5 protein-coding genes and 1 pseudogene are annotated in these 6,437 nt (G+C 63.3%); 2 read left to right on the top strand and 4 right to left on the bottom strand.

Annotated elements, in window-relative coordinates:
* Nucleotides 1-172: 172 nt before the first annotated feature.
* Together H620_RS0118600 and H620_RS0118595 are read left to right on the top strand one after the other, a co-directional pair.
* The gene (locus tag H620_RS0118600; protein ID WP_023382994.1) at nt 173-1,084 is read left to right on the top strand and encodes a LysR substrate-binding domain-containing protein; all 912 of its coding nucleotides are present in this window, start codon (nt 173-175) and stop codon (nt 1,082-1,084) included.
* Between the two features lie 127 nt (nt 1,085-1,211).
* Entirely contained in the window at nt 1,212-2,474 is a 1,263-nt protein-coding gene (locus H620_RS0118595) for an OprD family porin (RefSeq protein ID WP_027907843.1), read from the top strand.
* Between the two features lie 85 nt (nt 2,475-2,559).
* On the opposite strand, the gene H620_RS0118590 is transcribed toward H620_RS0118595, so the two are convergent.
* From H620_RS0118590 to H620_RS26650, 4 genes and pseudogenes are all read right to left on the bottom strand, one after another.
* Nucleotides 2,560-4,398 carry an amidohydrolase gene (locus tag H620_RS0118590; protein ID WP_104882325.1) on the bottom strand — a complete coding sequence of 613 codons (1,839 nt, stop codon included), beginning with the start codon at nt 4,396-4,398 and terminating at the stop codon, nt 2,560-2,562.
* Nucleotides 4,399-4,768: 370 nt separating this feature from the next.
* Nucleotides 4,769-5,587 (bottom strand): alpha/beta fold hydrolase, encoded by an 819-nt coding sequence (locus H620_RS0118585; RefSeq protein ID WP_023382997.1) that lies wholly within the window; start codon nt 5,585-5,587, stop codon nt 4,769-4,771.
* A 38-nt stretch (nt 5,588-5,625) separates the two neighbouring features.
* Complete coding sequence (locus tag H620_RS0118580) at nt 5,626-6,192, bottom strand: antibiotic biosynthesis monooxygenase (protein WP_023382998.1); 567 nt, start codon at nt 6,190-6,192, stop codon at nt 5,626-5,628.
* Nucleotides 6,193-6,308: 116 nt separating this feature from the next.
* Nucleotides 6,309-6,437 (bottom strand): annotated as a pseudogene (locus H620_RS26650) (hydrolase); the annotation flags it as partial.

Raw genomic sequence — 6,437 nt, 5'->3', positions numbered from 1 at the left:
GTCGTCTTTGTTCAGGCGGTTGTATTTGAACTGGGTCATGGTCGTCGCTCCTAAGGGGTTCTGATCTTCAGTAAGTGGGGTGTTTCGCGTTGATGAGCAAAGATTAGATTCATCACCTTTGGCGCGGTAGACTGCGAAAATTGCCCTTAGCGTTCCATTTGGAGAACGATCATTGGAAGACCTCAACTCCCTCTACTACTTCACCCAAGTGGTCGAGCACGGTGGATTCGCTCCCGCAGGGCGAGCGCTGGACATGCCCAAATCCAAGCTCAGCCGGCGCATCGCCGACCTTGAGGACCGCCTGGGTGTGCGCTTGTTGCACCGCACCAGCCGGCACTGTTCGCTGACCGAGATCGGCCAGGCCTACTACAACCGATGCCTGGCCATGCGGGTCGAGGCCGAAGGCGCAGCGGAGATCATCGAACGCAACCGCAGCGAACCACGCGGTCTGGTGCGCATCAGCTGCCCGACCACGCTGCTCAACTCCTGGGTCGGCCCCATGCTGACCCGCTACATGCTCAAGTACCCGCAAGTGGAGCTGTTCATCGAGAGCACCAACCGCCGCGTCGACCTGCTTCATGAAGGTTTCGACGTCGCCCTGCGCGTGCGTTTTCCACCGCTGGAGAACACCGACATGGTGATGAAGGTGCTGAGCAACAGCACCCAGTGCCTGGTCGGGCACCCAGCCTTTCTGGAACAACTGCCAGAGGGCTTCGACCCGCGAAAACTCGGCGAACTTCCCAGCCTGCATTGGGGCAGCGCCCAGCGCGAGTATCAGTGGGAACTGTTCCAGGGCGAGGACATGACGCACAGCCTGGTGATCCCGCATACACCGCGCATGGTCACTGACGACTTGTTCGCGCTACGCCACTTCGTCGTGGCTGGCGTGGGTATCGCCCACTTGCCACGGGTAGCGGTGCGCGAGGACCTGGCCGAGGGGCGGCTGGTGGAGTTGCTGCCGCAGTGGCACCCGCGCTGCGGTATCGTGCACGCGATCTTCCCGTCGCGGCGGGGCTTGCTGCCTTCGGTGCGGTCGTTGATCGATCATCTGGCGGAAGAGTTCGCGGCCAGCGACATGGCTTGATTCGGGTCCCCTGGCCTTATCGCCGGCAAGCAGGCTCCCACGGGAGCGGCCCAATGCCTCTTGCCCGTGATGAGGCCAGCACACCCATACAAGAACCTCACACGTCGCTGGTGCACAGTCCCGGCTCATGCATAACGGAACCTTACCCCCTCGCGCCCTGCTGATCGCCTTCGCCGCCCTCGGCCCTGCTTTTGCACTGGCCGACGAGCCAGGCTGGTCACTGCTCAGCCGCAACTATTTCTTGCACAGTGACTTCCGCTCGCCGTCACCCAGCGGCCAAAGCTATCGCCAGGAATGGGCCCAGGGTTTCATCGGTGAAATTCGCTCGGGCTTCACCGAGGGCACGGTCGGCCTCGGTGTGGATGCCCACGGTTTCCTGGGGCTCAAGCTCGACGGTGGACGCGGTCACGCCGGCACGGGTCTGTTGCCCCGAGACAGCGACGGGCGCGCTGAGTCTGACTACTCCAGCGCAGGCGCTGCGCTGAAAATGCGCCTGGGCAACACCGTGCTGCGCTATGGCGAAATGACAGTGGAAACGCCAGTGTTCGATACCGGCGATAAGCGCCTGCACCCGGAGTACGCCACAGGCTGGCTACTGGAAAACACCGACTTAACCGACTGGCGCGTGCAAGCCGGGCGATTCACCGCGTTCAATAATCAAGACAACAGTTCGACGCACGACGACTTCGCCGGCTACGGCGCCAGCACCCATGGGCGCGCGATCAGCCTGGCGGGTGTCACTTTCGCCCCCAACGGTCCGTTTGGCGGAGCACTGTTCGCCTCGCAGCTGCAGGACACCTGGAACCAGGCCTACCTCAACCTGAACCTGGCGGAAGGCCGCTGGCGGCTGGACGGCAACCTCTATCACACCCGCGATACCGGTGCAGCCAGTGCAGGCAACATCGACACCCTGGCTTACAGTCTGGCGGCCAAGTACAGAGCCGGCGCCCAGGCCGTGACCCTTGCCTATCAGAAGGTCGAGGGCGACACCCCGTTCGACTTCGTCGGCGGCGACTCCATCTACCTCGCCAACTCGATCAAGTATGCAGACTTCAACGGACCCGGCGAACGCTCGTGGCAACTGCGCTACGACCTGGATTTCGCCACCCTCGGTGTGCCCGGCCTGAGCGTGATGGGGCGCTACGTCAGCGGGCGCGGCATCGATGGCAGCCATGCTCCGGCGGCGGGTGCCTATGTGTCGCAACAGGGCAAAGGGGGGCGCCACTGGGAGCGTGACCTGGACCTCAAGTACGTGGTGCAGTCCGGCGCTGCCAAGGACCTCGGCGTGTCGCTGTCCCACGTCAGCCATCGCGCCAACGAGGCCCAGGCGGGCGACGATATCGACCGCCTGTACCTCATCATCGAATACCCGCTCAAAGGGGTTTTCTGAACTGAATCGCTGGCAAGCCGGCACCTACAAGATCGTATAGGCGCCAGGTTGCCAACGGTGGGGGCCCTGATGGCCCCCGCTTACCTCAGAACGCGAAGCACGAACAACCCAACGCTCCCCAGAAGCCCTGGAAGTCACTGACCGGCACACTGGAATGGCGAGCCTTCTCATGACTGTGGGCATGCACCCCACATGGGCCAACGCACTGGTGCAAGGCCGCCGCCATTGGCGCGCCGGCACGCCAGTGCCCTGGCACCTTGGCCACTGGCGACCACTCTGGCAGCACGGGCACCTGCGCCGGGCCGAGCTTGTCGAACTCTGCCGCGCCGTACACCACCTTGCCATCGACGATGGTCAGCACCGACTCGATCCCTTTGATGGCTTCTTCCTCGACGCTGAAGAAGTCCAGCGACAGTGCGGCCAGGTCTGCCAGCTGGCCGACCTTGATCTGACCTTTCTTGCCCTGCTCGCTGGAGAACCAGGCGCTGCCATGGGTGAACAACTGCAGTGCGGTCTCGCGGCTCAGGCCTTCGGGGTACAACTCCAGGCCTCCAACGGTCTTGCCGCTGACCAGCCAGTACAGTGAGGTCCATGGGTTGTAACTGGACACGCGGGTCGCATCGGTACCGGCCCCGACGGGGATACCTTCGGCCAGCATGCGCTGGATCGGCGGGGTCTTCTCGGCGGCCTTGGCGCCATAGCGGTCGACGAAATACTCGCCCTGGAAGGCCATGCGGTCTTGAATCGCGATGCCACCGCCCAGGGCGCGCACGCGCTCGATGTTCTTCGGCGAGATGGTTTCGGCATGGTCGAAGAACCACGGCAGGCCGTTGAACGGGATGTCGCGGTTGACCTTCTCGAACACATCGAGCATGCGCGAGATCGACTCATCATAGGTGGCGTGCAGGCGGAACGGCCAACGCTGCTCAACCAGGTGACGCACCACCGGTTCGAGCTCTTGCTCCATGGTCTGCGGCAGGTCAGGGCGCGGTTCGAGGAAGTCTTCGAAGTCGGCGGCGGAGAACACCAGCATTTCGCCGGCACCGTTGTGGCGGAAGAAGTCCGTGCCGTCGCCCGGCTTGACCTTGGTGGTCCAGTTCTTGAAGTCCGCCAGCTCTTCCTTGGGCTTTTGGGTGAACAGGTTGTAGGCAATCCGCACGGTCAACTGGTCATTGTCGGCCAGCTCTTGGATGACCTGGTAGTCGTCCGGGTAGTTCTGGTAACCACCGCCGGCATCGATGGCGCTGGTCAAGCCCAGGCGGTTGAGCTCACGCATGAACTGACGGGTCGAGTTGACCTGGTATTCCAGCGGCAGCTTCGGCCCCTTGGCCAGGGTGGCATACAGGATAGTGGCGTTGGGACGAGCGATCAGCATGCCGGTCGGGTTGCCGAACTTGTCGCGCTGGATCTCGCCACCTGGCGGGTTCGGCGTATCCTTGGTGTAGCCCACGGCCCTGAGCGCTGCGCGATTGAGCAGCGCACGGTCGTAGAGGTGCAACAGGAACACCGGGGTGTCGGGTGCGGCCTGGTTGATTTCCTCCAGGGTCGGCATGCGTTTTTCAGCGAACTGGAATTCGTTCCAGCCGCCCACCACCCTCACCCACTGCGGGCTTGGCGTACGCTCGGCCTGATCCTTGAGCATGCGCAGGGCATCGGCCAGCGATGGCACGCCTTCCCAACGCAGTTCGAGGTTGTAGTTCAGGCCACCACGGATCAGGTGCAGGTGCGAGTCATTGAGGCCGGGGATCACGGTGCGTTGCTTGAGGTCGATGATCTGCGTGGCGGAGCCCTTGTGGGCCATGGCCTCGGCGTCGTTGCCCACGGCGATGAAGCGGCCATCCTTGATGGCGACGGCAGTCGCGGTGGGCTTTTCGCGGTCAACGGTGTGCAGTTTGCCGTTGAACAGAATCAGGTCGGCGATCATGGAACCTCCTTGGGTCGATGCGTGAGCGGAACCGGCTTGGCCGGTAAAGGGCAATGCGGACCAGAGCGCGCCAGCGGCACCGAGCAGGGTGCTGGTGGCGATGAACTGGCGACGGGTCTTGTCGTTGGGGTCCTGGGACATGGTCTTCTCCGTCTGGCTGGGGCGGCAGGCGACTGCCGAGCATGCCGGTTCGCGCCGGGCTAAGGATTGGATGGATGTGCGGTGAAGTGGTTGAAGACTAGCAACCACTCGGATTCGTGCCGCCTGCCCCAGCCCTTTGGCCGGCAAGCCGACTCCCGCGGATCCCAGTGACGACACGATCGATGCGGGAGCCGACTCGCTGGCGATGGGCCGCACAGCGGCCCCGCCTTCAGCGCTGCAGGAACGCCAGCAGGTCTTCGTTCAGCTGTTGCGCATGGGTCACCGCAAAGCCGTGCGGTGCACCGCTGTACACCTTCAACTCGGCCCCACGGATCAGTTCCGCGGCACGCTTGCCGGTGGTCTCGAACGGCACGATCTGGTCGTCATCCCCGTGGATTACCAGGGTTGGCACATCGATCTTGGCCATATCCGGACGGAAGTCGGTTTCGGAGAATGCCGTCACGCAATCGAGGGTGCCCTTGATCGACGCCATCAGGGCGATATTCAGGGTCTGGGTCTGCACGCCCTGAGATACCTGCTGCCCATGGTTCAGGCCATAGAATGGCGTGGCGAAGTCGGCGATGAACTGTGCGCGATCGGCGCGCAGGCCAGCCTTGATGCCTTCGAACACCGAAAGGTCGACACCCTCCTGGTTGCTTTCGATCTTGCCAAACACTGGCGTCACCGCCCCCAGCAGCACCAGGCCGGCAACGCGCGCGCTTCCGTGACGGGCGATGTAGCGGCTGACATCGCCACCGCCCATCGAGAAGCCCACCAGGGTTACCTCGCGCAGGTCGAGGTGTTCGATCAGTTGTGCGATGTCATCGGCGAAGGTGTCGTAGTCATAACCGGTCCACGGCTGATCGGAGCGGCCAAACCCTCGACGGTCGAAGGCGATGGCACGGTAGCCACGGCTGGCCAGGTACTCCATCTGCGAATCCCACATGTCGGCGTCCAGCGGCCAACCGTGGCTGAACAGTACAGGCTTGCCGCTGCCCCAGTCCTTGTAATAGATCGAAGTGCCATCGCGGGTGACGAGTGTGCTCATGTCGGTATCTCCTTGAAAGTCTGCAGGTGAGGTGTGAATCAGCCGCGCAGCCACTTGGCGCAGCGGCGGGTTACCCAAGGCATGATGTAGAACACCACGGGCAGGATGACGAACAGGTTGACGATCAGGTTGCTGGTAACCCGGCCGCCCAACAGCGGGAAGTGCGCGAACAAGGGTGCCAGCAGTTGAGGAATGACCAGGGTCATCGGACAGATCACCAGGTAGGTCAGCAGCGCCTGCTTCCAACGCGGCGGCGGTGCAACGCTGGTGCTGGGCGGGGTGAACCAGAACTCGGGATCTTCGTGGACCTGGGTGTGGTCACCGTCTTCGAGCAGCGGCAGCACCTCTTCGACCAGCGCCTGACGTTCGGCCGAGTTGACCCAGGCCTGCAACAGACTGGCATCGGCAAAGCGAACCACGGTGGTGAAGTGGCGCCCACCGTCGTCGGGGCGAATGACATTGACATCCAGGTGCCCCGGCTGACGGCGCGCGGTGCTGACCGTGCGCTTTAGCCACGCCTCGTAGCCCGCCAGCGACTCGGCGCGGACCTTGTGTTGGATGACCAGGGTCACCACGTTGCGGTTGTCTTGGAATGCGGTGTTCATCGGCGTTCCTTGGGATGAGCTTGCCCGCATCCACTGTGCAACGGCGGACGGGCTGAGGATTGGATGGGTGTGCTGCCTTGCCCGGGCACCGATGCTTGGTGCCCGGGCGGCGGGGCTTACTTGCCGGCGGTGAGGGCGTTGTAGGTGGTAATCAGGTTGCGGTAGTCCGGGATGTGGTTCGAGCACAGTGCCGCCAAGCCTTCGATATCGTTGCGCCAGTCGCGGTGCAGCTCACAGGCCACGCC

Source organism: Pseudomonas taiwanensis DSM 21245 (genome assembly GCF_000425785.1).
GTDB lineage: Bacteria > Pseudomonadota > Gammaproteobacteria > Pseudomonadales > Pseudomonadaceae > Aquipseudomonas > Aquipseudomonas taiwanensis.
This window is presented reverse-complemented; position numbering and strand designations above follow the sequence as displayed.